Source organism: Bradyrhizobium sp. 4, assembly GCF_023100905.1.
GTDB lineage: Bacteria > Pseudomonadota > Alphaproteobacteria > Rhizobiales > Xanthobacteraceae > Bradyrhizobium.
This window is the reverse complement of the sequence record NZ_CP064686.1, coordinates 7209667-7235250: the sequence shown is the minus strand read 5'-3', so window position 1 is coordinate 7235250 and position 25584 is coordinate 7209667. Positions and strand designations below refer to the sequence as shown.

The following is a 25584-nucleotide window of genomic DNA, read 5'->3' as shown; positions in this document are numbered from 1 at the left end:
GTCCCCGCATCCTAGAGCCATCCCGGTCCCGATGGAATCAGAACCGGCGATGCTCTCGGTCTTTCGTGGAGGCGCGCGCGCCTCAGGCTTCCTTGAAGCGGTAGCCGACGCCGTAGAGCGTCTCGATCATCTCGAACTCGTTGTCGACCACCTTGAACTTCTTGCGCAGCCGCTTGATGTGGCTGTCGATGGTGCGGTCGTCGACATAGACCTGGTCGTCATAGGCGGCGTCCATCAGCGCGTTGCGGCTCTTCACCACGCCGGGCCGGGTCGCGAGCGCCTGCAGGATCAGGAATTCGGTGACGGTCAGCGTCACCGGCTCGTTCTTCCAGGTGCAGGTGTGCCGTTCAGGATCCATGCGCAGCAGGCCGCGGTCGAGCGCCTTGGCGTCGTTCTCCTTCGGCGTGACGGTCGGGTCCTTCGGCGCCGAACGGCGCAGCACCGCCTTGACGCGCTCGACCAGCAGGCGCTGCGAGAACGGTTTGCGGATGAAGTCGTCGGCGCCCATCTTGAGGCCGAACAGCTCGTCGATCTCTTCATCCTTGGAGGTCAGGAAGATCACGGGCAGGTCGGATTTCTGCCGCAGCCGGCGCAACGTCTCCATGCCGTCCATGCGCGGCATCTTGATGTCGAGGATGGCAAGATCGGGTTGGGTGGTGCGGAAACCGTCGAGCGCGGAGGCGCCGTCGGTGTAGGTCATGATGCGATAGCCTTCGGCCTCCAGCGCGATCGAGACGGATGTGAGAATGTTGCGGTCGTCGTCGACCAAAGCGATTGTGGGCATGAGCCTCTGCTTTCTGCTTTCCGTTTGGGTCGTGGCTTGAAACGGCGAGCAATCCACTGATGCGCCGCATACATGGGTGCCGATGTTGGCATTCGAACCTTGTCACCGAGCAATGCAAGCTAGGCTGAAGTGTGACCAAGTTCCACGAAACACGGCAGATTCGCCGCATCTCGACCCATAACCGGGCCCCGGTTTACCCGAAAAAAGGCCCTCCATGCAACCACCTGACCCGAGAAAGCCGATGCAACCGACCCCCGATTTCGACCCCGGAAGGCTCGCCAAATCGCTGCTGCGGCGGTCACGGCAGGGGGCCCTGGCGACATTGATGGCCGGCAGCGGCGATCCCTATTGCTCCCTGGTCAATCTGGCCAGCCATCCGGATGGCTCTCCGATCCTGCTGATCTCGGCATTGGCCGTGCACACCAGGAACATCCTGGCCGACAGCCGGGTGTCCCTGATGCTGGACGAGCGGGCGGCGGGCGATCCGCTGGAAGGCGCCCGGATCATGCTGTCCGGCCATGCCGAGTCGGCCGATACGGACAAGGATCTGCTCCGGCGACGGTATCTCAATGCTCATCCCTCAGCGGAAACCTTTGTTTCCTTTAAGGATTTCTCCTTCTTTCGGATTCGGCCCACGGGAACTCATCTGGTCGCCGGCTTCGGTCGGATCGTCGACCTCAAGCCGGAGCAATTCCTGACCGACCTCACGGGGGCCGAGGACTTGTTGGCGGCGGAGGAGGGCGCGGTGGAGCACATGAATGCCGACCACCGCGACGCCATGGGACTCTATGCAACAGAACTGCTGGGCGCTGCTGCCGGCGACTGGCGCTGCACAGGCTGCGATCCGGAGGGCCTCGACATGCAGGACGGCCAGACCGTCTTGCGGCTGGACTTCCCGGAGCGCGTCGCTGATGGCACGGCGCTGCGCAAGATGCTGGTTCGCCTCGCCGGCGAAGCGCGCACCAGGATGGACCAGAGCGCAACACATTGAACGCTGCTGCCCATCGCCGCGACCCAAGTTCGTTACCGGTCAGAAGGCGGCGGCGAGAGCGTCATGGCAGAATGGAATAGACGGACGGTGGTTGCGGGTTTGACGCTCGCGATCACCGCATCGCTTGTCACGCCTAGCGTCGCCCAGAAAGGTCTCGCCGCGGAGAGCGCGCGGATCAACACCCTCATGAGCGCCGGCAGATATTCGGAAGCACTGCCTTTGGCGCAAGGTATGGTCGCGAACCTGGAGAAGAGCGACACAGGTCGCGAACTCGCCGCCGCGCTGAACAACCTCGGCCAGGTTCATGCCGGTCAGGGCCACGACGATCTGGCTGAGCCGCTCTACAAGCGCGCCATCATGCTGATGGAAAAGTCGCTCGGTCTCGAAACCCCGTTGATCGGAGCCGAACTGAGCAACCTCGCCGCGCTCTACCAGCGGCAGAGCCGCTTTGCCGAGGCCGAACCTCTATTCAAGCGCGCGCTCGCCGTTCGCGAGAAGGGATTGTCGCGCGAGCATCCCGATGTCGGCCAGTCGCTCAATAATCTCGCCACGCTCTATGTGAAGCAGCAGCACTATGCCGAAGCCGAGCCGCTGTTTCAGCGCGCGCTCGCGATCTACCAGAAGGCCGGCGGACCCGAGCATCCGGCGGTGGCCACCGTCCTGAACAATCTCGGCCAGGTCTATCGCGATCTCAGCCGCGATACGGACGCGGAAGCGCCGATCAAGCGCTCGCTCGCGACCCGGGAGAAGGTGCTCGGACCGGATCATCCCGACGTTGCCCGCTCGCTGAACAATCTCGCCGGCCTCTACGAGCACCAGCAACGCTACGGCGACGCCGAGCCGCTCTTTCGCCGCGCGCTGCTCATCCGCGAAAATGCGCTTGGGCCCGATCATCCTGACGTCATGACCTCGACCAGCAATCTCGCTTATTTCCTCTACGTGGCCGGGCGCACCGCGGACGCATTGCCGTTCACGGAAAAGACGCTTCGGAGCGATCGCGCCCAGCTGCGCGTCGTGTTGCCGGTCCTGTTTGCCGCGCGCCAACAGGATCTGCTGCCCGGCGACAAGGCGCTGGACGAGGCCCTCGCCGCGATCCAGCGCGGCACACAATCGTCCGCGGCGTCCGCCGTGAACAAGCTCGCGGTGCGGCTTGCCGCCGGCAGCGACCGCCTCGCCGAGCTGGTGCGCCGGGACCAGGATCTCGCGGCTGAGTCCGAGGCACTCGACAAGGCGATCGTCACGGCGGTGTCGAAGCAATCCGCGCAGCGCGATCTCGCAACCGAGCAGCGCAGCCGCGCGCGGATTGCAACGATTGCCAACGAGCGTACGGGCTTGCTGAAGACGCTCGCGGTCGAGTTTCCCGACTACGCGTCGCTCTCCAATCCTCTGCCGTTGACGGCAAAGGACATCCAGCTGCTGCTGTCGGCCGACGAGGCGATGGTGCTCTACTCCGTCGTCGACACGCAGAGCTATGTCATCGCGATCACGCGCGAGGGCGTCGACTGGAAGGCTATTCCACTCGGCGCGGATGCGCTGACGCAGAAGGTGACGGCATTCCGCAAGGGACTCGATGTCGGCAAAGCGCGCGATGCCTCCGGCAAATCCGGATTGTTCGATCTCGCGCTCGCCAACGAACTCCATGTCGCGCTGCTCGGTCCGGTCGAGGCGTTGGCAAAGGACAAGCGCAGCCTGCTGGTGGTGCCGTCGGCTGCGCTGACCGCATTGCCGTTTCATCTGCTCGTCACCGAGAAGCCGCAGGCTGCGATCCCGGACACGCTCGAAGGCTATCGCGGCGCCGCCTGGCTGCTGCGGCGTCAGGCCGTCTCGGTGCTGCCGTCGGTGGTCAGTCTGAAATCGCTGCGCGCCTTCGCGCGTCGGGATCAAAGCGTGAAGCCGATGACAGGCTTTGGCGATCCCGTGTTCAATCCCGCAGTGGAAGCGCCCGCCGAGCGGCGCGCCGCCAACGGCAAGGTCGCCGCGCGCAGCATCGCGACCATCGCCTATAGCGACTTCTGGCGCGGTGCCGGCGTCGATCGCACGCGGCTTGCGCAGGCGCTGCCGCAACTGCCCGACACCGCCGATGAGTTGAACGCGGTGGCCAGGGATGTCGGGGCTGCCGAGGCCGATATTCATCTCGGCCGCGACGCCAGCGAGACGACGCTCAAGCGTGCAGCGCTTGCTCAATACGGCATCATCTACTTTGCCACCCACGGCCTGGTTGCCGGCGACATCAAGGGACTGGGTGAGCCCTCGCTCGCGCTCTCCATTCCCGATCAGCCCACTGAGCTCGACGACGGTCTGCTCACCGCAAGTGAAGTCGCTCAGCTCAAGCTCAACGCGGATTGGGTTGTGCTGTCGGCCTGCAACACCATCGCGGGCGACAAGCCCGGCGCCGAGGCCCTGTCGGGACTGGCGCGCTCGTTCTTCTACGCCGGTGCGCGCGCACTCCTGGTCTCGCATTGGGCCGTGGATTCGGAAGCTGCCACACGTCTGACCACGATGACTTTCGAGCTGCTCAAAAACGAACCAAAAATCGGCCGTGCCGAAGCCTTGCGCCGCGCAATGTTAACCTATGTTGACGACACCTCGTCACCGCGCAACGCCTATCCTGCGATGTGGGGGCCCTTCGCGCTCATCGGCGAAGGCGCGGTACGATAGGGTGGACTGCGGTTGTCCTTCAGTTGTCTTCGACATTGTGCGTCGCAATAACCTCAGGAAACGCCGAAACGCCGATTTGGTTGCGCGATCATTGCCGATTTTTTGATGCGCCTGCTCAGAGCTGACATGCGCGACGTTTGGCGCGGTCCTTGAATAAACCAAATCCTAAGGGATCAGCTTGGCAACGCCAGCGTTCATCAGTATTAGGTCGTTCCAACCGAGGCCGGACGGCCTGTAATCACGGTGACCGCGGCGGCGCCAAGCATGATCGCGCTGAGTGGGTTCTAGGAGGATTTTTCGTGCAAGAGACGGGCGTGCGCAACGGTGCCTTCGGCGCCGACAAATTCGGCTTAAAGAATCTCAAGCAGGTTCACTGGAACCTCGGTGCGCCGCAACTCTATCAATACTCGCTCTCCGCGGGCGAGGCGGTGCTGTCGGCCGATGGCGCGCTCTGCGCCGACACCGGCGAGTTCACCGGCCGCAGCCCCAAGGACAAGTTCACGGTGCGTGACGCCACCACCGACAAGAAGATGTGGTGGGCCGGCAACCAGTCGATCACCGCAGAACAATTCGAGACGCTCTACCAGGACTTCCTCAAGCACGCCGAAGGCAAGTCGCTGTTCGCGCAGGACCTCTACGGCGGCGCCGATCCGGCTTATCGCATCAAGACCCGCGTCTTCACCGAGCTCGCCTGGCACTCGCTGTTCATCCGCACGCTGCTGATCCGCCCCGAGGCGGTCGAGCTCTCGGCGTTCGTGCCCGAGCTCACCATCATCGACATGCCGAGCTTCCGCGCCGATCCGAAGCGCCATGGCTGCAAGTCGGAGAACGTCGTCGCGATCGATTTCGCCCGCAAGATCGTGCTGATCGCCGGCTCCTACTACGCCGGCGAGATGAAGAAGTCGGTCTTCACCACGCTGAACTACTATCTGCCCGAGCGCGGCGTGATGCCGATGCATTGCTCGGCCAATGTCGGCGCCAAGGGTGATGCCGCGATCTTCTTCGGCCTGTCCGGCACCGGCAAGACCACGCTGTCAGCCGATCCGAACCGCACGCTGATCGGCGATGACGAGCACGGCTGGGGCCCGAACGGCGTCTTTAACTTCGAAGGCGGCTGCTACGCCAAGTGCATCAAGCTGTCGCAGGAAGCCGAGCCCGAGATCTATGCCGCCTCGACCCGCTTCGGCGCGGTGCTCGAGAATTGCGTGCTCGACGAAGACACCCGCGTGGTCGATTTCGACGACGGCTCCAAGACCGAGAACACGCGCTCGGCCTATCCGCTCGAATTCATCCCGAACGCCTCCCGCACCGGCCGCGCCCCGCAGCCGAAGAACGTGGTGATGCTCGCCGCCGACGCCTTTGGCGTGCTGCCGCCGATCGCCAAGCTCTCGCCGGCGCAGGCGATGTATCACTTCCTGTCGGGCTACACCGCCAAGGTCGCGGGCACCGAGCGCGGTCTCGGCAATGAGCCGCAGCCGGAATTCTCGACCTGCTTCGGTTCGCCCTTCCTGCCGCTCGATCCCTCGGTCTACGGCAACATGCTGCGCGACCTGATCGCCCAGCACAATGTCGACTGCTGGTTGGTCAACACCGGCTGGACCGGCGGCAAGTACGGCACCGGCTCGCGCATGCCGATCAAGGTGACGCGCGCGCTGCTGACCGCTGCGCTCGACGGCTCGCTTCGCAACGTCGAATTCCGCACCGACAAATATTTCGGCTTCGCGGTCCCGACCGCGCTGCCGGGCGTGCCGAGCGAGATCCTCAACCCGGTCAACACCTGGAAGGACAAGGACGAGTTCGACAAGACCGCCCGCGCGCTCGTCGGCATGTTCCAGAAGAACTTTGCTAAGTTCGAAGCCCAGGTCGACGCCGAGGTCCGCGCCGCTGCACCGGACGTGAAGCTCGCGGCGGAGTAAGCTTGCGTCGTTTGAAATTCGAAAGGGCGGCCGTGAGGCCGCCCTTTTGCTTTTCGAGATGTCTCTCCACCGTCATTGCGAGCGCAGCGAAGCAATCCAGAATCCCTCTGCGGAAACAGTCTGGATTGCTTCGCTGCGCTCGCAATGACGAACTTGCGGAAGCAGCTACACCTTGAAATAGGCGATCTGCGTGCTCGTCGCGAGCAGTCTTCCGTTCGGCGACCACAGCTCGGCGTTCTGGTCGGCGTAGCTCTTGTGCATGATCTTCGAATCGGCGGTCGCCAGCACGCGGGTGATGTCCTCGGCCGCGAGCTCTTCGCTGTCGGTGTGGAAATACGTCGTCAGCGACACCGTGCCGAACGGCACCAGCTCGCGCCGTGCGTGGAAGATGCGGCCGAAGAAAGCGTCCGACATCGACATCAGCGACGGCATGTCGAGCTTGCGCGGCTCGCGATCGCTGATCCAGAGCTTTGAGTAAGTGCTGGCGAGCTCGGGCTTGGGCGGGCCGATCCGCATCTCGCCCTCGACGAAGCGGAATTCGTACTGGTTGGCCCAGGACGCCGCGATCTTCGGGAACGGCATCGTCTCTTCGAACGGCTTTGCATCGGGACATTGCGCCACCCTGTGCTCCCAGGACGACCGGCGTTCGGCGAATACGGCGGTGGCGAGCGTTGCGACCTCGCCGCCGCCTTGCGACAGTTCGACGCTCCAGTGCTGGCTGGAGCGATTGGCCTTCACCAGCCGCACGTCCAGATCGAACGGTCCCTTCGCGATCGGCGCGCAATAATTGACGGTGAGTGCCAGCGGATCGCCGGCACGTTCCGGATGCTCGATCAGCGCACGCAGGATAGTCGCGGCCGTGACGCCGCCGAACGGGCCGACAAACGCCCAATAGTCGTCGCTGGTGTGCCCCTGCCAGCTGGAGTCACCGGCGGTGACGCCGGTGGCGTCGTCGAAAGGGTGCGGGAGCTTGGCGTGCATTATTCGATCCGGCGTTCAATGACGGACGTCATATCACGTTCGCCGCCGGCTTGTGCAATTACCTCGTGAGTAACCGATTTCACGTCGCGGAAATTCAGCCCGCGACGTCGCGCAAGGTCGGCAGGAGCGGCGTGGTCGGATTGACCGGCACGTTCCAGATCTCCTCGGCATATTCGCGAATGGTGCGGTCGGAGGAGAACCACGCCATGCGCGCGACGTTGAGGATCGAGGCGCGGGTCCAGGCCGGCGCCACCTGCCAGCGCGCATCGACGCTGCGCTGCGCCTCGTAATAGGAATCGAAATCGGCGCTGACCATGTAGTGGTCGAGATAGCGGAGCGCGTGCGCGATCGATTCGAAGCGGCCGGGATCGCCGGGCGAGAATTCGCCGGCGCCGATCGCGTTGATGGCGCGCTGGAGCTTCGGCGAATTGCGGATCACGTCGGAGGCGTCCAGCCCCTGCTTGCGCCGGATCATCACATCGCCGGCTTCCATGCCGAAGATCGCGATGTTCTCCGCGCCGACATGGTCGCGGATCTCGATGTTGGCGCCGTCGAGCGTGCCGATCGTGAGGGCGCCGTTCAGCGACAGTTTCATGTTGCCGGTGCCGGAGGCTTCCATGCCGGCCGTCGAGATCTGCTCGGACAGGTCGGCGGCGGGAATGATCACCTCGGCGAGGCTGACATTGTAGTCGGGCAGGAAGACGACCTTGAGCTTGCCGCCGATCGCGGGATCGTTGTTGACGACTTCCGCGACGTCGTTGATCAGCTTGATGATCAACTTGGCGTAGCGGTAGCTCGCCGCCGCCTTGCCCGCGAAGATCTTCACCCGCGGCACCCAGTTGCCGTTGGGGTCGTCCTTGATCGCCTGGTACAGCGCCACGGTCTCGATGACGTTGAGAAGCTGGCGCTTGTATTCGTGGATGCGCTTGATCTGCACGTCGAACAGCGCGCTCGGATCGACCTTGATGCCGAGCCGCTCGCCGATCAGGCGCGCCAGCGCCGTCTTGTTGTGAAGCTTGACTGCGCGGAACCTCTTCTGGAATTCGACGTCGCTGGCGCGGGCCTCGATCAGGCTGAGCTGCGTCGGATCATCGAGCACGGCATCGCCGCAGGTCTCGCGCAACAGATCTGTCAGTTTGGGGTTCGCCAGCATCAGCCAGCGGCGGAAGGTGATGCCGTTGGTCTTGTTGGTGATGCGGCCGGGGTAGAGATGGTTGAGGTCATGGAACACGGTCTCGCGCATCAGGTCCGAATGCATCGCCGAGACGCCGTTGATGCGGTGCGAGCCGACGAAGGCGAGCTGGCCCATGCGCACGCGCCGGCCACTCCGCTCGTCGATCAGCGAGACCGAGGCACGGAAGTCGATGTCGCCGGGGGCGCGCGCCTCTGCGAGCGCGAGGTGCTGTACGTTGATGCGGTAGATGATCTCGAGATGCCGCGGCAACAACCGTTCGAACAGCTCGACCGGCCAGGTCTCCAACGCCTCGGGCAGCAGCGTGTGGTTGGTGTAGGACAGCGTGGCGACCGTGATCTTCCAGGCCTCGTCCCAGCGGAAATTGTGATCGTCGATCAGGATCCGCATCAGCTCGGTGACGGCCAGGCTCGGATGGGTGTCGTTGAGCTGCACCGCGACCTTGCTCGACAGGCTGCGGAGCTGGCCATCCGACGCAAGGTGCCGCTTGATCAGGTCCTGCAGCGAAGCCGAGACGAAGAAATATTCCTGGCGCAGGCGCAACTCGCGGCCCGCCGGGCTCTCGTCGTTCGGGTAGAGGAATTTACAAATGGCTTCCGCGCGCGACTGCTCGGCGCTGGCGCTGACATAGTCGCCGGTGTTGAATGCGTCGAGCTTCAACGGATCGGGCGAGCGTGCCGACCACAGCCGCAGCGCGTTGACGTGCTGGCCGCGCCAGCCGACGATCGGCGTGTCATAGGCCATCGCCTGCACGGTCTCGGACGGATGCCAGATCGCGCGATCGCGGCCCTTGTCTTCGACATGCTCGACACCGCCGCCGAAGCGAATGTCGTAGATCACTTCGGGCCGCTGCAATTCCCAGGGGTTGCCGAAGCCGAGCCATTCGTCCGGATATTCCTGCTGCCAGCCCTGATTGATGATCTGACGGAACAGGCCGTAATCATAACGGATGCCGTAGCCGATCGCGGGGATCGACAGCGTCGCCATGCTTTCCATGAAGCAGGCGGCGAGCCGTCCGAGGCCGCCATTGCCGAGCGCCGCGTCCGGCTCGCATTTGCGCAGCTCCGGCAAGGAGACGCCGAGATCGCCGAGCGCGACTTCGAAGATCTTCAATAGCCCCATATTGTTCAGCGCGTCGCTGAAGAGGCGGCCAATCAGGAATTCGAGCGAGAGATAGTAGACGCGCTTGCGCCCCGCATCGTAGCTGTGTTTCTCGGCCGTGAGCCAGCGATGCACGATGCGGTCGCGCAGCGCCAGCGCCGCGGCCTGGTACCAGTCGTGCTTGGTCGCCATGCCCGCATCCTTGCCGATGGCAAGGCGCAGCTTCGCCAGGATCGCGCCCTTGATCTCAGCCAGCGCGAGTTCGTCGATGGGCTGGTTGGGGGCGGGGAAATTGGGCTGGAACGATGAATCTTGCAAAGTCGTCACTTCCTGGTCGCGAGAACACTACTGACCCTACGCATCTTGCCTCTGTACCGGAACCATTGCTGGTGCGACCGTGCACTGCGTTGGCGTAAAATTATGCAAGGAACGGGCCGATTTGGGAACCCGGACGCATACGGGGAAACGTGGATTTGGTGCTAGAATGGCGGCCAATTCAGCCATCAGTGTGGAGGAGGCGCCCCATGAACTCTCCGATGAAAGCTCTGATGAGACGGCTGATCGAAATCGCCGCCGCCACCTTCCTCGTCGTCTGCACCACCGCGTCCAGCGCCGCCTTCGCCGCCGGCAAGACGGGCCGCAGCGCCGACGGCCTGAGCTGCGCGGTCTCGCTCCCGCAAAACGCCACGCCCGCCGCCCGCTGCGCCGCCATCAAGCGCCAATGCGGCGGCAAGTTTTATGCGAGCGCGTGCGGGGATAGGTTGATGTCGGCGATGTGAGGCTGGTCGCGCGCTACAAAAACGGTGTCGTCCCGGCGAAGGCCGGGACCCACAACCACCGCTGTCAGAGAAGATGAGACAGGTCGCGCCAATCCGGATTTTCCTGTTCGATCAGGCGAATCTTCCAGTCGCGGTGCCATTCCTTCAGCGCTTTCTCACGTGCGATTGCTTCGGATGGAATTGCGTATGTCTCGACATAGACGAGCCGCGTCAGGCCGTACTTGCTGACGAACTTCGAACCGCGTCCCGAACGATGTAGTGACAATCGATTGCCCAGGTCGTTGCAGATGCCGATATATAGCGTGCCGTAACGTCGGCTCGCGAGAATGTAGACGTAGTACACGGCTGGTGCATTCATCGCTGGGCACCGATTCTGAAAACGTCTGGCAACGGTGGTTATGGGGCCCGGCCTTCGCCGGACGACAACGGCAAGCCTCGGAACAAATTAAGAACACTTTAGCAAGTCTTTGATATATCATTGTGATTCGGCGCGTTGCCGGCACAATATCTAGCGTCTGACAGACTTCGCGAGGACTACATGTCCACCATTGCCTTCGATCAATTTGCCCTCACCAGGATCGCCGATTTCGCGCGCTCGCTGTCGCGGCTGCATCAGGCGGCGCGGCGCTACGCGGTCGACGACGACCAGTTCGACCGCGAGTTCAACGCGGTGTGCCAGTCGATCTGGGGCTACACCATCGACGATGTCAGCGACGATCTGTTCTCGGCCGAGGACCATCTGTTCTTGGATACGCTGGACGAAGCGCATGCGCGCATCTTCGCCGCCGAGCAGGGGTATGACCTCGTCGACGATCAGGGCATGCTCACTGATTGGTGGGGTTTTTGCTGGATGATCCTGGCCGAGAAGCGCGGCCTGCTCACGGCAGACAACCGCGCCGCCGCGCGCGCGGCAATCGAGGAGAAATATCTGGCGGCGCCGAATGTGATCGGCGTGATCATCGGACGGTGACGGTCTCGTGCCCCGGACGCAGCGCAGCGCTTCTGAGAGCTACTCCAGCCCCGCCCGCTTCGCCGGCTTCTGCGTTTTCGGCACCGTCACGTCGGGCAGTGTCTCGCGCACGATCTCCGCGGCGGGGCTATCCGCCGCCACCGTCTCGGCGCGCACCGGCGCCACCTTCATCTCGCCGAGCCGCGCGCGAACCTGCGCGGTGAGACCGGGATAGGAGGCGACCGGGGTGAAGTCCGCGGCCTGGTCGTTGCCGACGCGGATGCCGGTATAGGCGACGAGGCCGTCGCTGGTGGCGATCACGTCGCCGGGTTTCAGCGACGAGTCCAGCGCCAGATCGACCGGAGCGAGGCCGACCGGCTCGCGGCCGTTGCAGGTGCAGTCGGTGCGCAGCGCCTTGCGATAGGCGAACGCGTTCTCGCTATCGGCGTAGCGCTCGCCGGTCTGCGACGCCGCGCCGTCGATCGAGGAGCCGAAATAGATCTTGGTCGCGCTTGCAGGACAGAAGGCCTGACACATCTGCGCGGGCGAGGTGAGGCCGCGCATCAGCGGAAAATATTTGCCGTCGCAGCTGCGCACGCAGAACGCCGGTCCCGAGCCGCCGGCCGCGGCCGCACGTGTCGGCGGCACGTATGGCGGGCTTGCGGCATTCTGCTGGCCGGTGAAGGGATCGGCGTAGGAGGTCGCCTGTTGCGGCACCTCACGCTGCGGCCGCTGCTGCTGCATTCCGCCGAAGAAGAAGTCGAAGAGGCCTTCGGCCGAAACCGGGGCCGGAGCCGCAAGCAGCGGTGCTGCCAATGTGGCGGCTGCGAGTATCGCGCGACGCCACCGGCGCGCATGGGACATGACTGTACGCAAACGCTTACTCCACCCGACGCTACCCAACCGGCCGGGACCCTCAGGTCTCAGCACATGATTCACCATAAGGCGGGATGGTAAATGAGCGGTTGAGGGGCAGCGGTGTCGCCGGACGAGGTGGACCTCGTCATGGCCGGGCTTGTCCCGGCCATCCACGATCTCTGGTGCGGCAAAGACGTGGATGCCCGGGTCAAGCCCGGGCACGACGGCGGAGAAAGTTTAGCCCCTCAAGCCTTCAAAAACTCCGACGCCTTGTACAGCGAGCGGAATGGCAGGTTGGCCGCGCCAAAGGTGTCGTCGGCGCCTTCCTCGCGGTCGACCATGGTCAGCACCAGCACCACTTCGGCGCCGGTCTCGCGTACCGCTTCCACCGCCTTCATCGCCGATCCGCCGGTGGTGGTGACATCCTCGACGATCACGACGCGCTTGCCCTCCAGCGTTTCGCCCTTGGGCAGCCCCTCGATCGCGAGCTTCGCGCCATGCTCCTTCGGCTTCTTGCGCACGAAGAAGGCCGCGATGGGATGGCCCTTGATCCAGGAGATCTGCGCCAGCGCGCCGGCCAGCGGCACCGCGCCCATCTCGAGCCCGCCGATGAAATCGAGCTGGTCGTCCTTCAGCGCCTCATAGGTCAGCTCGGCGAGTAGCGTCGCACCTTCCGGGTCGAGCATGGTCGGCTTGAGGTTGAAGTAGAAGTCGCTCTTGCGACCCGACGCGAGCGTCACCTCGCCGCGGCCGAAAGAGCGCCGGCGGATGATCTCGAACAGGCGGGCGCGGGAGGCTGATTTAGACACGGCGGGCCCTCGGGAGCGTTTTTGGAGGTGGCGGAATTTATCCGCGACGGCCCCGACATTCCAGAGGGGGCTTCCCCCGTCAACAGGGATCGGCCATCCCGGCCCGTCGGTTGTGGGGGTGCAACGTTCTGGAGTAGGTGGATGCCGGATATCCCCGGGGAAGGACACGCGACAAATGACCATCGAGCTGCACACCTGGAACACGCCGAACGGCCGCAAGATCTCGGTCGCGCTGGAGGAAATGGGGCTGCCCTACAAGGTGATCCCGGTGAATATCAGCAAGGGCGAGCAGATGGCGCCGGAGTTCCTGAAGCTCTCGCCCAACAACAAGATCCCCGCGATCCTCGATCCCGATGGCCCGGACGGCAAACCGGTCAGCATCTTCGAGTCGGGTGCGATCCTGCTGTATCTCGGCGAAAAGACCGGCAAATTCCTGCCGAAATCGCTTTCGGGCCGCATCCCCGTCTATGAATGGCTGATGTGGCAGATGGGCGGCTTCGGGCCGATGCCGGGCCAGGTGCACCATTTCATCGCGCTCGAGAACGAGCAGGACCGCGCCTACGGCCTCAAGCGCTACATGGCGGAGACGCGACGGCTCTACGGCGTCCTCGACCGCCGGCTGGAGGCCCGCGATTTCGTCGCCGGCGAGCTATCGGTTGCCGATTTTGCTATCCTGGGCTGGGCTTGGCGTCACCCTCGCCACAAGGTTGACCTGGCCGACTTCCCCCACGTCAAGCGCTGGTACGAGGCCCTGATGGCCCGTCCGCCGGTGAAGCGGGGCATGGAGGCGAAGCTGGATTGAGGGTGGCTCTTCTCCCTCTCCCCGTTCTTACGGGGAGAGGTGAAAATCACACCTTCCGCGCCTCGACCGCCATCCGCACCGCAAGCCCGGCCAGCACCGTGCCCATCAGCCAGCGCTGGACCAGCATCCAGCTTGGCCGGTTTGCGAGAAACAGCGCGATCGATCCTGCCGCGAGCGCGATCATGGCATTCACGCTGACGCTGATCGCGATCTGGATCGCGCCGAGCACCACCGACTGCGTCAGCACGCTGCCGGCGGTGGGATCGATGAACTGCGGCAGCAGCGCGAGGTAGAGCATCGCGATCTTCGGGTTGAGCAGATTGGTGACGAACCCCATTGCGAACAGTTTGCGCGGGCTGTCGATCGCAAGCTGCTTGACCTGGAATGGCGAGCGACCGCCCGGCTTTACCGCCTGCCAGGCCAGCCACAGCAAATAACCGGCGCCGGCGAAGCGCAACGCGTCATAGGCAAAGGGAACGGCGAGCAGCAGCGCCGTGATGCCGAACGCCGCGCACAGCATGTAGAACACGAATCCGAGCGCCACGCCGCCGAGCGAGACGATGCCCGCGGCCGGCCCTTGCGTGATCGAACGCGAGATCAGGTAGATCATGTTCGGCCCGGGGGTGAGCACGAGGCCGAGGCAGACGAGAGCGAAGCCGAGCAGGGCGGAGGCGTGGGGCATGGCTGAACCGGTGCGGGAGACGGCACGATTTTAATGTGCGGGCGATCGCGCCGCCATCGCGCAATTGCTCGGAGGACAATTCAGCTTGTGCGTGTCCCTCCAGCGTCGTCCCGGCCTAGTGCGCAATTGCGCACGGGGGGCCGGGACGACACTGTAAGTTTGGAAGGAGCGAAGCGAAGACGTAGCTTCAATGCGCCTCGTCCCAATTGTTGGCTGCGCGTGCATCGACATGTAGCGGCACCGAGAGCAGCACGGCCGGGAACGGCGCGTCCTGCATCACGTGCTGCACGACGGGAAGCGTGGCCTCGACCTCCGCGTCCGGCACCTCGAAGATCAGTTCGTCGTGCACCTGGAGCAGCATCTGCGCCGAAAGCTTCTTCTCGGCGAGTGCAGCCTCCATCCGCGTCATGGCGCGGCGGATGATGTCGGCGGCGGTGCCCTGGAGCCGGGCGTTGATCGCGGCGCGCTCGTTGAAGGCGCGCACCGAGGCGTTCGAAGCCTTGATGTCGGGATAGTACATCTTCCGTCCGAACAGCGTGGTGACGTAGCCGTGGTTCCGGCAGAAGTCGCGCGTCTCGTCCATGTAGGCGCGGATGCCGGGGAAGCGCTCGAAGTATTTCTTGATGTAGGCGGAGGCCTCTTCGCGCGCGATGCCGAGCTGGTTGGCGAGACCGAATGCCGAAATGCCGTAGATGATGCCGAAATTGATCGCCTTGGCGCGGCGCCTGATTTCGCTCGGCATGCCCTTGATCGGCACGCCGAACATTTCCGACGCCGTCATGGCGTGAATGTCGAGACCGTCGCGGAACGCCTGCTGCAGCACGGGAATGTCGGCGATCTCGGCGAGCAGCCGCAGCTCGATCTGCGAATAGTCGGCGGAGACCAATTTGTGCCCCGGCGTTGCGATGAAGGCGCGGCGGATTTTTCGGCCGTCCTCGGTGCGCACCGGAATGTTCTGCAGATTTGGCTCGTTCGACGACAGCCGGCCGGTCGTGGTCGCGGCCAGCGCGTAGGTCGTGTGGACGCGGTGGGTCTGGGCATTCACGTAGGTCGGCAGCGCGTCGGTGTAGGTCGATTTCAGTTTGGAGACCTGGCGCCACTCCAGGATCTTCTTCGGGAGGTCGTGGCCCTGCTCGGCGAGCTCGTCGAGCACCTGAGCGGTGGTCGACCACGCGCCGGTCTTGGTCTTGGTGCCGCCGGACAGTCCCATCTTGCCGAACAGGATGTCGCCGATCTGCTTCGGGCTGCCGACATTGACCGGCTCGCCCGCGATCTGCTGGATCTCGGCTTCGACGCGGGCCGCGGTCTGAGCGAAGTCGCCGGAGAGACGCGACAGCACCTGGCGGTCGATCGAAATGCCGCGCCGCTCCATGCGCGCGAGCACCGATACCAGGGGCCGTTCCAGCGTCTCGTAGACCGTGGTCATGTGCTCGGCGACAAGGCGCGGCTTCAGCACGCGCCAGACGCGCAAGGTGATGTCGGCGCCTTCCGCCGACAGCGCCGCGGCCTTGTCGATCGGCACCTGGTCGAACGTGATCTTGCCCTTGCCGCTGCCGAGCAGCTCGTTCTCCTTGAGCATGGCGTGACCGAACCAGCGCTCGGACAGCTGCTCCAGCGCATGCGAGCCGCGGCCGGCGTCGAGCACGTAGGAGATCAGCTGGGCATCATCGGTGTTGCGCAATGTGATGCCGTGCTGCGCCAGCATCACCGCGGTGAATTTGACGTCGAAGCCGATCTTGAGAATGCCTGGTGATTCCAGTACCGGCCGCAGCGCCTCGATCGCATCACTGTGCCTGACCTGATCGGGCGCGAGGCCTGCGTCGAACAGGCCGGCGCCGCCGCCGGACTGCTTATGCGCCAGCGGCACGTAGCAGGCTTCGTTCGGCGCCAGCGCCAGCGCGATACCGCAGAGATCGGCCTGCATCGGGTCGATCGAGTTTGCCCGGATCTCGACCGCGACATGGCCGGCATCATGGATGCGCGCGATGAACGCGTTCAGTTCCGCCAGCGTCTTGACGGCCTGGTACTTGCTGCGGTCGACCGGAAGCTTGCGCAAAGCCTCTTCGCGCGCGGCGGCGAGAGAGATCGGCGCGCCCTTCGGGCTCGCGGCCTTGTCCTCCTTGGTCGCCGATGCATTGCGCTGGCCCACTGGCGCTTGCGCCGGCGCGCCGGCTCCCGGGGCTGGCACGACGTCCGAAGGCGGCAGCGGCGAGAAGACGCTGGCGCCGCTGGAATAGCCCGGATCGGCATCGACGTTGGCCGGATCGATCTGCGAGAACTCGGCGACGCGGCGCGTCAGCGTGGAAAATTCCATCGCCTTCAGGAACGCGATCAGCTTGCGCGCATCGGGTTCGTGGACGGCGAGATCGTCCAGCGGGACGTCGAGGTCGACCTTGTCGTCGAGCAATACGAGCTGCCGCGAGATGCGCGCCTTCTCGGCGTTCTCGATCAGCGCCTCGCGCCGCTTCGGCTGTTTGATTTCGGTGGCGCGGAACAGCAATTGCTCGAGATCGCCATATTCGACGATCAGCTGCGCCGCGGTCTTGATGCCGATGCCGGGTACGCCAGGAACGTTGTCGGTGGAATCGCCGGCCAGGGCCTGCACTTCCACCACCTTCTCCGGCGGCACGCCAAACTTCTCGATCACCTCGGGGATGCCGATGCGGCGGTCCTTCATGGTGTCGTACATGGTGACGCAATCGGTGACGAGCTGCATCAGGTCCTTGTCGGAGGACACGATCGTCGCGCTCGCGCCGCGCTCGCAGGCTTGCCGCACATAGGTCGCAATCAGATCGTCGGCCTCGAAGCCGACCTGTTCCAGGCAAGGTAGGTCGAAGGCGCGTACCGCTTCGCGGATCAGCGCGAATTGCGGGATCAAATCGTCCGGGGCCGGCTGCCGGTGTGCCTTGTACTCAGGATAGATCTTGTTGCGGAAGGTGATTTCCGACTTGTCGAAGATGATCGCCAGATGCGTCGGCCGGTTGTCCTCCGCCATCTCGCGCAAAAGCTTCCACAGCATGTTGCAGAAGCCGAGCACGGCATTGACCTGCAAGCCGTCGGACTTGCGGTTCATCGGCGGCAGCGCATGGTAGGCGCGGAAGATGTAGCCGGAACCGTCGACCAGGAAGACATGGTCGCCCTTGCCGGCCGCCTTCGCGGCGACGGGCTTGGCAGCAGCTGTCGCGGCAGCGGGCTTGGTTTCGGCGGCCTTGGGCGCGGCAGCCTTGGTGTCAGCTTGGGCGGTGGTCTTCGGGGAGCTCTTGGGCATGGCCGCAATGTATGAATTTTTGCGGGATTTGACAGCCTCGGGAGGTGGATTTTTGGCTTGCTGGAGCCGCTATCCCCACTGTCATTTCCCGCATCCCCCGCTGTCCTTCCCCGCGAAGGCGGGGAATCCAGTACGCAAGGGCTTATCCGTATGCGACTGCTGCCTCTGGAATCCTGGATCCCCGCCTTCGCGGGGATGACAGCAGAGTATCACTCCGCCGCCTGCAACCGCGGCCCTGTTTTCTTCGGTGCGATCCAGAACGCATCAGGTCGCTCGAACAGGAAACTGCCGCCAAGGCGCAATGCGATTTGCCAGATCGCGAGTGAGCCGATCACGCCGACGATGGTCACGATCAACGACACCGCGCCGATGTCGGGAATGATGCCCGTGCGCAAGAGCAGCGTTCGTGTCGCCGCCATCGGCAGGAAGAAGGCGAGATAGATCACGATCGAATGCTCGCCGCAGAAGCGGAAGACGTTCAGCCATTGCACGCGCGCGAGCAGCGTGCCCATCGTGATGATGGCGCAGGCGCCGGCGAAGCCGAGCGCGAGCGATACGATTTTCCATTCGCTGGCCCCGAGCGCAACGAGGCCGGCATTGGCCAGCGCCCATGTCGCGAGCGCTGTCAGCGCCCATGCGGGATGATTGCGCGCGCGGTCCGACAGCGCGAACACGTAGGGCGCGAACAGATAGCCTGAATAGAAATAGATGAAGCGCGCGCAGAACTCGTCGATCGCAGTCCAGCCCGTTGCGACACGAGCCGTCTCCAGTGCGGCCGCGATCAGCCAGATCGCGAGCGGCGGGATGCGCCGTGTCAATTTTGTGATGACGAAGAAGATCGGCAGAAGGTAGATGAACCACAGCGTGCCGAACGGCTCGACGAAGGATTCCAGATAGAGCAAGCCGGCGTCGCGCCAGCTCGTTTCCGCCGCGAATGCGGGGGCCTTGAAGCCGAACTGGATTGTCACCCAGACGACATACAAATAGGCGAAATGCACCACCTTGCGGTCGAGATAGGTTCGCCAATCCCGGTCGATCACCAGTGGCAGGAACAGGCCCGAAATCAGGAAGAAATCCGGCATCCGGAACGGTTTTGCGAAGGCCACCAAAACATGCATGAAGCCGGTCTCACCGGCGGCGAGCTCGACCCCCAGCACCGAATGCATCATCACGACCATGACGATGCAGATGCCCTTGGCGTAATCGATCCAATCGACACGCGCAGCAGCCGGGGCCTTGAGTCCCCCGCTCGCGGCGATTGTGCCTGATGGTGCCATGGTGTCTCTTTTCGAGGCGTGTTCCGCCAGGATCTGTGTGAACGCGGAGCAGTTTGGCGCCTTGCGGCTTACGATTTCTTAACCGGTACAATTGCCGTGCCGTTTTTTGCACGCGGGCTGTTCCCTCACCACGGGAAAATGCTAAACCGCCTTGGAATTGCGGTTTCGTTAACCAAGCCAAACAGGGTTTTTCATGCGCATTGCTATGATCGGCACGGGCTATGTGGGACTGGTGTCCGGGGCCTGCTTTGCGGATTTCGGTCACGACGTCATCTGCGTCGACAAGGACGAGAAGAAGATCGCTGCCCTTCATCGCGGCGAGATCCCGATCTACGAGCCCGGGCTCGACGAGCTCGTTGCGACCAACGTCAAGGCCAAGCGACTGGAGTTCACCACCGATTTGTCCAAGCCGGTCGCGGATGCCGATGCCGTCTTCATCGCGGTCGGCACGCCGTCGCGCCGCGGTGACGGTCACGCCGATCTGTCCTATGTCTATGCCGCCGCGAAAGAGATCGCGCAGTCGCTGTCCGGCTTCACCGTCGTGGTGACCAAGTCGACCGTTCCGGTCGGCACCGGCGACGAGGTCGAGCGCATCATCCGCGAGACCAATCCCAAGGCGGACGTCGTCGTCGCCTCGAACCCCGAATTCCTGCGCGAAGGCGCGGCGATCCGCGACTTCAAATTTCCCGACCGCATCGTCGTCGGCACCGCCGACGAGCGCGGCCGCAAGGTGATGAGCGACATCTATCGGCCGCTGTCGCTGAACCAGGCGCCGTTGATGTTCACGGAACGCCGCACCGCCGAGATGATCAAATACGCGGCGAATGCGTTCCTCGCAACCAAGATCACCTTCATCAACGAGATCGCGGACCTCTCCGAAAAGGCCGGCGCCAACGTGCAGGAGGTCGCCCGCGGCATTGGCCTGGACAACCGCATCGGTACCAAGTTCCTGCATGCCGGTCCCGGCTTCGGCGGCTCGTGCTTCCCGAAGGACACCAAGGCGCTGATCAAGATCGCACAGGACTACGATGTGAGCCTTCGCATTGTCGAATCCGTGCTGGCGGTCAACGAGAACCGCAAGCGGGCGATGGCGCGAAAAGTCAGCCAGGCGCTCGGCGGCTCGCTGCGCGGCAAGACCATCGCGGTGCTCGGCCTCACCTTCAAGCCGGATACCGACGACATGCGCGACGCGCCGTCGATCCCGTTGATCACCGGCCTGATCGACATGGGTGCGAAGGTGAAGGCCTTCGATCCCGTCGGCATGGAGCAGGCGAAGAGTGAGCTGCCCAGCATCACCTATTGCGAGGATGCCTATTCCTGCGCGGAAGGCGCCGATGCGATCGTGATCGTCACCGAGTGGGTGCAGTTCCGGGCGCTCGATCTCGATCGGCTGAAGGCGACCATGGCGCAGCCCGTCATCGTCGACCTCCGCAACATCTACCGCCCCGAAGAAATGGCCGCGGCTGGCTTCGTATATGAGAGCATTGGACGACCGCCGGTGCAGGGCTGATAGCGGCAAATGATTGTCATACCCCGCGAAGGCGGGGTATCCAGTAATCCGCAATCTTCGTAATAACCGGGATTCGAGTTTACTGGATCACCCGCATGCGCGGGTGATGACGGAAGCGAGCTTTGCCCCGCAGTTTCGACACGCCCCTCCCGATCGATGCCGTGCTCGACGAGCTCTCGCGCACGCTGGAGGCGCATCATGCCGCCGTGCTGGTGGCGCCGCCGGGCGCCGGCAAGACCACGCGCGTGCCGCTGGCGCTGCTCGATGCCCCTTGGGTCAAAGGCAAGAAGATCATCGTGCTGGAGCCGCGGCGCATCGCGGCGCGCGCCAGCGCCGACCGCATGGCCAAATCACTGGGCGAACGCGCTGGCGAGACTGTCGGCTATCGCGTCCGCTTCGGCTCGAAGATCTCGCGCGCGACCCGCATCGAGGTGGTGACGGAGGGCATCTTCACCCGCCAGATCCTCGACGATCCCGAGCTGTCGGGCATCGCCGCCGTCCTGTTCGACGAATTCCACGAGCGTTCGCTCGATGCCGACATGGGCCTCGCGCTCGCGCGCGATGCGCAAACCGGCCTGCGCGAGGATTTGCGCATCCTCGTGATGTCGGCAACGCTCGATGGCGCCCGCGTGGCAAAATTGCTCGGCGAAGCGCCCGTCGTCGAAAGCGAGGGCCGCGCCTTTCCGGTCGAGACGCGCTATCTCGGCCGCAAGGCGGACGCGCCGATCGAGCGGCAGATGGCGGATGCGATCGCCTCGGCGCTGCGGGCCGATGCCGGCTCGGTGCTGGCGTTCCTGCCGGGCGCCGCTGAAATCCGCCGCACCCAGAATCTCCTCGGCGAACGCATACAGGATTCCAGCATTGAAATCGTGCCGCTGTTCGGGGCGCTCGACGCCGCCGTGCAGGACCGTGCCATCTCGCCGGCGCCCAGAGGCACGCGCAAGGTGGTGCTGGCGACCTCGATCGCGGAGACCTCGCTGACCATCGAGGGCGTACGCATCGTGGTCGATTCCGGTCTTGCCCGTGTGCCGCGCTACGAGCCCGACATCGGCCTGACCCGGCTCGAGACCGTGCGCGTCTCGCGCGCGGCGGCGGACCAACGCCGCGGCCGCGCCGGCCGCACCGAGCCCGGTGTCTGCTACCGGCTCTGGGACGAACCTCAGACAGCCTCGCTCGCGCCCTACACCCAGCCCGAGATCCTCAGCGCCGATCTGTCCTCGCTGGTGCTCGATCTCGCGCAATGGGGCGTCGCCGACCCTGCCGCGCTGTCGTTTCTCGACCCGCCGCCGCAGCCGGCCTGGAAGGAAGCAAAAAGCCTGCTCGCCGAGCTCAATGCGCTCGATGGCGATGGCCGCATCACCGCGGAAGGCAAGAGCCTGCGCGCGTTGGCGCTGCCGCCGCGGCTCGCGCGCATGATCGTGGATTCGCATCGTGCCGGCGAAGGCGAAGCCGCCGCCGAGATCGCCGCGATCATCACCGAGCGCGGGCTCGGCGGCGACAGCGTCGATCTCGAGCACCGGCGGGATCAGTTCCGCCGCGACCGTTCCCCGCGGGCCGCAAGCGCGCGCGACCTCGCGCGGCGCTGGGCCTCGCAGGTGGCGGCGTCAGAGAAGATGGCGACCGGCGAAGGTGATCTCTCGACCGGCCTGATGCTGGCCTACGCCTTCCCGGATCGCGTCGCGCGCAACCGCGGCAATGGCAGCTTCGTGCTCGCCAACGGTCGAGGCGCTGCCGTGGATCAGACCTCGTCGCTCGCGCGCGCGCCCTATATCGCGATCGGCGAGATGACCGGCACGGCGGCGAGCGGGCGGATTCTGCTCGCAGCGCAAATCTCGCAGGACGAGATCGAGCAGCATTTCGCCGAGCATATCGAATCCGTCGAGGAGATCTCGTTCGATCGCGGCGCGATGGCGCTGCGGGCGCGGCGTAAGCGCGCGCTGCACGCGATCACGCTCTCGGAGGCGACACTTGCCGTGTCGCCCTCGGAGGACACTGCGCGCATCTTCGCAGACGGGCTGATCGCCGCTGGCCTCGACCGGCTGCCCTGGTCGAAGTTAGCCAAACAATGGCGCGACCGCGTGATGTTCTTGCGCAAGGCCGAGGGCGACAGCTGGCCAGATCTGTCGGACGATGGGTTGATCGCGCGGCGCGACGATTGGCTGGTGCCGGCGCTCTACGACAAGATCGCGCTGAAGGATATCTCCGCCGGCGATCTCTCCGACGCGTTGATGGCGTTGTTGCCGTGGGAGATGCGCGCGCGGCTCGACCGCGAGGCGCCGACGCATTTCGAGGCGCCGACAGGCAGCGTGCTCGCGATCGACTATGAAGCCGAGCAGGGGCCGACCATCGCGGTGCGGCTCCAGGAATTGTTCGGCCTCAACACCCATCCCTCGATCGCCGCCGGCAAGGTGCCGCTGGTGCTGGAACTGCTGTCGCCGGCGCAGCGCCCGGTGCAGGTGACGCGCGATCTCCCCGGTTTTTGGCGCGGCAGCTACAGTGCAGTGCGCTCCGATTTGCGCGGCCGCTACCCGCGCCATCCCTGGCCGGAAGATCCGGCGAATGCGCTGCCGACCCGCCGGGTCAAGCCGCGCGGGACGTGAGCGTTACGAACACGCATTAACCGTCTGCTCATCCTTTTCGTCAAAATAGCACAGCTCTGGCCGCAGCGTCGCTCGCGGAGTGGCCTGCCGCGTGGTGAAATCGAGCTTCGGCTTCGAGTGGTGTGATGCGTAACATAATGATCTTCGCGGCGATCATGATCGGCCTCGGCACCTTCATGGCGCAGATGGCGGACAGGATGAGCTCCGCTTCGGCGACGTCGGTGCCGCGTACGGTAGCAGTCGCGTCCACCGCGCCGGCCGGCGGCCGCAGCCTCAACATCCCCCGCGACGGCCGCGGCCACTTCCAGACCGAGGGCCGGATCGAAGGCCAGCGCATCGGCTTCATGGTCGACACCGGCGCCTCCGTGGTTGCGCTGAACGAGACCTCGGCCGCCCGCTTCGGCCTGCGTCCCTCGCGCGGCGATTACAACGCCACCGTCTCCACCGCCAACGGCACCATCAAGGCCGCGCGCACCCGCATCGCCATGCTCGATGTCGGCGGCCTAATCGTGCGCGACGTCGATGCCATGGTGCTGCCCGACGAGGCGCTGTCCGAGAACCTGCTCGGCCTCTCCTTCCTCTCCCGCCTCAAGCGCTTCGAATATGCCAACGGCCAGATGGTGCTGGAGCAGTAAAGGTTCTCCCAAAGGCTCCAGCGAGCACATATTTCAAGAAGATCACTATTTCGGCCGCTCTCGCGGCCAGATTTCCCCGTTACCAAACTGCCGCAATTATCATCCATAAGCTGCCATTCCCGCCTTCCGCTGCGGCCCGGCATTCGCTAAGGCTGCATCAAATCTGGCTCTTTTTCACGAGACCGTCTCAATGTTCCCCAAGCCGAAATCCGTGTTGCTGCCCAACACCTATGCCTTCGAATCCGAGCCGATGGTGAAGGCGACGGGCTTTCGCGAATACGACGCGCGCTGGCTGTTCCAGAAGGAAATCAACCTGATGGGAATCCAGGCGCTCGGCATGGGGCTGGGCGCGCTGATCGCGGAGCTCGGCGTCAGCCAGGAAATCGTCACCGGTCATGATTTCCGCGGCTATTCGGCCTCAATCAAATATGCGCTGATTTCCGGCCTGATGGCAGCCGGCTGCAAGGTGCACGACATCGGGCTCGCGGTGACGCCGATGGCCTATTTCGCCCAGTTCGACCTCGACGTGCCCTGCTGCGCCATGGTTACGGCCTCGCACAACGACAATGGCTGGACCGGCGTGAAGATGGGCGCCAACCGCCCGCTGACCTTCGGCCCCGACGAGATGACGCGGTTGAAGGAGATCGTGCTGGGCGCCGAGTTCAAGAACAAGGCCGGCGGCTCCTATCAATTCCACGAGAATTATCCGGCGCGCTACATCGCCGATCTCACCAGCCGTCCGAAGCTCAAGCGCAAGCTCAAGGTCGTCGCGGCCTGCGGCAACGGCACCGCCGGCGCATTCGCGCCGCAGGTGCTGGAGGCGATCGGCTGCGAGGTAATCCCGCTCGACACCGAGCTCGACCACACCTTCCCGAAATACAACCCGAACCCCGAAGACATGGAGATGCTGCACGCGATCCGCGACGCGGTGCTGCAGCACAAGGCCGATGTGGGTCTCGGCTTCGACGGTGACGGCGATCGCTGCGGCGTGGTCGACAACACCGGCGAGGAAATCTTTGCCGACAAGGTCGGCGTGATGCTGGCGCGCGACATGTCCGCGATCCACAAGGATGCGCAGTTCATCGTCGACGTGAAGTCGACCGGCCTGTTCATCACCGATCCGGTACTGCAGAAGCAGGGTGCAAAAACCACCTACTGGAAGACCGGCCATTCCTACATGAAGCGCCGCACCCATGAGACGGGTGCGCTCGCCGGCTTCGAGAAGTCCGGCCACTTCTTCTTCAACAAGCCGTATGGACGCGGCTATGACGACGGTCTGGTCTCGGCGCTCGCGATCTGCGACATGCTCGATCGCGCCCCCGGCAAGTCGATGGCCGATCTCAAGAACGCGCTGCCGAAGACCTGGTCGTCGCCGACCATGTCGCCGCATTGCGCCGACGAGGTCAAATACGGCGTGATCGACAAGGTGGTGAAGCACTTCGAGGGCTTGCAGGCCAAGGGCGCCAAGATCGGCGGCCAGTCGATCCGCGATCTCGTCACAGTCAACGGCGTCCGCGTCACGGTCGAGGACGGCAGCTGGGGCCTGGTGCGTGCCTCCTCCAACAAGCCCGAACTCGTCGTCGTGGTCGAGAGCCCGGTCTCCGAGCAGCGCATGCACGACATGTTCGAGATGGTGAACAGCGTGCTGCGCACCCATCCCGAAGTTGGCGAGTACAATCAGAAGATCTGAGGCGCGAGGCTAGCCTCACTTGCTGTCATGCCCCGGCTTGACCGGGGCATCCAGTACGCTGTGGCTTATCCGTATCCATCGTCGTCTCTGGAATACTGGATC

Annotated in this window: 19 protein-coding genes; 10 read left to right on the top strand and 9 right to left on the bottom strand. The window is 64.4% G+C overall.

The annotated features are described in order from the left end of the window. Nucleotides 1-82 precede the first annotated feature (82 nt). Nucleotides 83-784, bottom strand: coding sequence for a response regulator transcription factor (locus IVB45_RS34710; RefSeq protein WP_007597749.1), 702 nt, complete (start codon nt 782-784; stop codon nt 83-85). A gap of 241 nt (nt 785-1025) precedes the next feature. On the opposite strand from IVB45_RS34710, the gene IVB45_RS34705 reads away from it, so the two are divergent. The 3 genes from IVB45_RS34705 to IVB45_RS34695 all read left to right on the top strand — a co-directional run bounded on the left by IVB45_RS34705 (nt 1026) and on the right by IVB45_RS34695 (nt 6349). Continuing rightward, complete coding sequence (locus tag IVB45_RS34705) at nt 1026-1775, top strand: DUF2470 domain-containing protein (protein WP_247357655.1); 750 nt, start codon at nt 1026-1028, stop codon at nt 1773-1775. A 63-nt stretch (nt 1776-1838) separates the two neighbouring features. Then, nucleotides 1839-4433 carry a CHAT domain-containing tetratricopeptide repeat protein gene (locus IVB45_RS34700; RefSeq protein WP_247357656.1) on the top strand — a complete coding sequence of 865 codons (2595 nt, stop codon included), beginning with the start codon at nt 1839-1841 and terminating at the stop codon, nt 4431-4433. A 299-nt stretch (nt 4434-4732) separates the two neighbouring features. Then, nucleotides 4733-6349 carry a phosphoenolpyruvate carboxykinase gene (locus IVB45_RS34695; protein ID WP_247357657.1) on the top strand — a complete coding sequence of 539 codons (1617 nt, stop codon included), beginning with the start codon at nt 4733-4735 and terminating at the stop codon, nt 6347-6349. 165 nt (nt 6350-6514) lie between these two features. Here the strand turns inward: IVB45_RS34695 and IVB45_RS34690 are convergent, their stop codons facing one another. After that, nucleotides 6515-7330 (bottom strand): thioesterase family protein, encoded by an 816-nt coding sequence (locus IVB45_RS34690; protein ID WP_247357658.1) that lies wholly within the window; start codon nt 7328-7330, stop codon nt 6515-6517. 94 nt (nt 7331-7424) lie between these two features. Continuing rightward, on the bottom strand, nt 7425-9941 hold the full coding sequence (locus IVB45_RS34685) for a glycogen/starch/alpha-glucan phosphorylase (protein ID WP_247358110.1): 2517 nt from the start codon (nt 9939-9941) through the stop codon (nt 7425-7427). A 206-nt stretch (nt 9942-10147) separates the two neighbouring features. Between IVB45_RS34685 and IVB45_RS34680 the strand changes: the two genes are divergently transcribed. Next, nucleotides 10148-10402, top strand: coding sequence for a hypothetical protein (locus IVB45_RS34680; protein WP_247357659.1), 255 nt, complete (start codon nt 10148-10150; stop codon nt 10400-10402). Nucleotides 10403-10466: 64 nt separating this feature from the next. Here the strand turns inward: IVB45_RS34680 and IVB45_RS34675 are convergent, their stop codons facing one another. Further along, nucleotides 10467-10760, bottom strand: coding sequence for a GIY-YIG nuclease family protein (locus IVB45_RS34675; RefSeq protein ID WP_247357660.1), 294 nt, complete (start codon nt 10758-10760; stop codon nt 10467-10469). A 180-nt stretch (nt 10761-10940) separates the two neighbouring features. On the opposite strand from IVB45_RS34675, the gene IVB45_RS34670 reads away from it, so the two are divergent. Further along, a complete protein-coding gene (locus IVB45_RS34670; protein WP_027514353.1) occupies nt 10941-11372 on the top strand; it encodes a hypothetical protein in 432 nt (143 codons plus the stop codon). 39 nt (nt 11373-11411) lie between these two features. Here IVB45_RS34670 and IVB45_RS34665 read toward each other — a convergent pair whose 3' ends face one another. Together IVB45_RS34665 and pyrE are read right to left on the bottom strand one after the other, a co-directional pair. Beyond that, nucleotides 11412-12215 carry a DUF2865 domain-containing protein gene (locus IVB45_RS34665; protein WP_247358111.1) on the bottom strand — a complete coding sequence of 268 codons (804 nt, stop codon included), beginning with the start codon at nt 12213-12215 and terminating at the stop codon, nt 11412-11414. 239 nt (nt 12216-12454) lie between these two features. After that, a complete protein-coding gene (gene pyrE, locus IVB45_RS34660; RefSeq protein ID WP_247357661.1) occupies nt 12455-13018 on the bottom strand; it encodes an orotate phosphoribosyltransferase in 564 nt (187 codons plus the stop codon). A 175-nt stretch (nt 13019-13193) separates the two neighbouring features. Between pyrE and IVB45_RS34655 the strand changes: the two genes are divergently transcribed. Then, nucleotides 13194-13820, top strand: coding sequence for a glutathione S-transferase family protein (locus IVB45_RS34655; RefSeq protein WP_247357662.1), 627 nt, complete (start codon nt 13194-13196; stop codon nt 13818-13820). A gap of 46 nt (nt 13821-13866) precedes the next feature. Here IVB45_RS34655 and IVB45_RS34650 read toward each other — a convergent pair whose 3' ends face one another. The 3 genes from IVB45_RS34650 to IVB45_RS34640 all read right to left on the bottom strand — a co-directional run bounded on the left by IVB45_RS34650 (nt 13867) and on the right by IVB45_RS34640 (nt 19047). Continuing rightward, entirely contained in the window at nt 13867-14502 is a 636-nt protein-coding gene (locus IVB45_RS34650) for a LysE family translocator (protein WP_247357663.1), read from the bottom strand. A 187-nt stretch (nt 14503-14689) separates the two neighbouring features. Beyond that, a complete protein-coding gene (gene polA / locus IVB45_RS34645) occupies nt 14690-17770 on the bottom strand; it encodes a DNA polymerase I (protein ID WP_247357664.1) in 3081 nt (1026 codons plus the stop codon). Between the two features lie 209 nt (nt 17771-17979). Next, entirely contained in the window at nt 17980-19047 is a 1068-nt protein-coding gene (locus IVB45_RS34640; protein WP_247357665.1) for an acyltransferase family protein, read from the bottom strand. A gap of 193 nt (nt 19048-19240) precedes the next feature. Here IVB45_RS34640 and IVB45_RS34635 point away from each other — a divergent pair, with 193 nt between their 5' ends. The 4 genes from IVB45_RS34635 to IVB45_RS34620 all read left to right on the top strand — a co-directional run bounded on the left by IVB45_RS34635 (nt 19241) and on the right by IVB45_RS34620 (nt 25482). Beyond that, nucleotides 19241-20557, top strand: coding sequence for a UDP-glucose/GDP-mannose dehydrogenase family protein (locus tag IVB45_RS34635; RefSeq protein WP_247357666.1), 1317 nt, complete (start codon nt 19241-19243; stop codon nt 20555-20557). A 122-nt stretch (nt 20558-20679) separates the two neighbouring features. Continuing rightward, nucleotides 20680-23157, top strand: a complete 2478-nt coding sequence (gene hrpB, locus IVB45_RS34630) for an ATP-dependent helicase HrpB (protein WP_247357667.1) — start codon at nt 20680-20682, stop codon at nt 23155-23157. 125 nt (nt 23158-23282) lie between these two features. Then, nucleotides 23283-23792 (top strand): TIGR02281 family clan AA aspartic protease, encoded by a 510-nt coding sequence (locus IVB45_RS34625; RefSeq protein ID WP_247357668.1) that lies wholly within the window; start codon nt 23283-23285, stop codon nt 23790-23792. A 190-nt stretch (nt 23793-23982) separates the two neighbouring features. Next, entirely contained in the window at nt 23983-25482 is a 1500-nt protein-coding gene (locus tag IVB45_RS34620; protein WP_027565811.1) for a phosphomannomutase/phosphoglucomutase, read from the top strand. The last annotated feature ends 102 nt before the right edge of the window (nt 25483-25584 follow it).